Below are 579 nucleotides of genomic sequence, written 5' to 3' on the forward strand. Positions count from 1 at the left end.
AGCCCGCGGGCACGTAAAGGCGAGGCCAGTATCGTGTCGCCCAACAGGCTCCAGCGACAGTTCAATCCGGATGCTCCGGATGAGCGTTGGGTAACGGACATAACCTACATCAGGACCCACGAAGGCTGGCTGTATCTTGCCGTTGTTGTTGATCTGTTCTCACGCAAAATTATCGGCTGGTCCATGCAATCCCGGATGACAAAGGACATTGTCCTGAACGCACTGCTGATGGCTGTATGGCGGCGTAATCCCCAAAAACAGGTGCTGGTTCATTCGGATCAGGGCAGTCAGTACACAAGCCATGAGTGGCAGTCGTTCCTGAAATCACACGGCCTGGAGGGCAGCATGAGCCGTCGCGGTAACTGCCATGATAATGCGGTTGCAGAAAGCTTTTTCCAGTTGTTGAAACGCGAACGGATAAAGAAAAAGATCTACGGAACGCGGGAAGAAGCCCGCAGCGATATTTTTGATTACATCGAAATGTTTTATAACAGTAAGCGTCGGCATGGTTCTAGCGATCAGATGTCACCGACAGAATATGAAAACCAGTATTATCAACGGCTCGGAAGTGTCTAGATT

At 50.8% G+C, this 579-nt stretch carries 1 protein-coding gene; it reads left to right on the forward strand.

All coding sequences use genetic code 11. From position 1 onward, the window contains the following. Positions 1 to 576 (forward strand): IS3 family transposase (locus FDW88_RS01870; protein WP_137361906.1); only part of this gene is annotated, 576 nt, incomplete at its 5' end. Positions 577 to 579 lie beyond the last annotated feature (3 nt).

The sequence above is a fragment of the Citrobacter sp. wls829 genome (assembly GCF_005280825.1).
Lineage (GTDB): Bacteria > Pseudomonadota > Gammaproteobacteria > Enterobacterales > Enterobacteriaceae > Citrobacter > Citrobacter gillenii.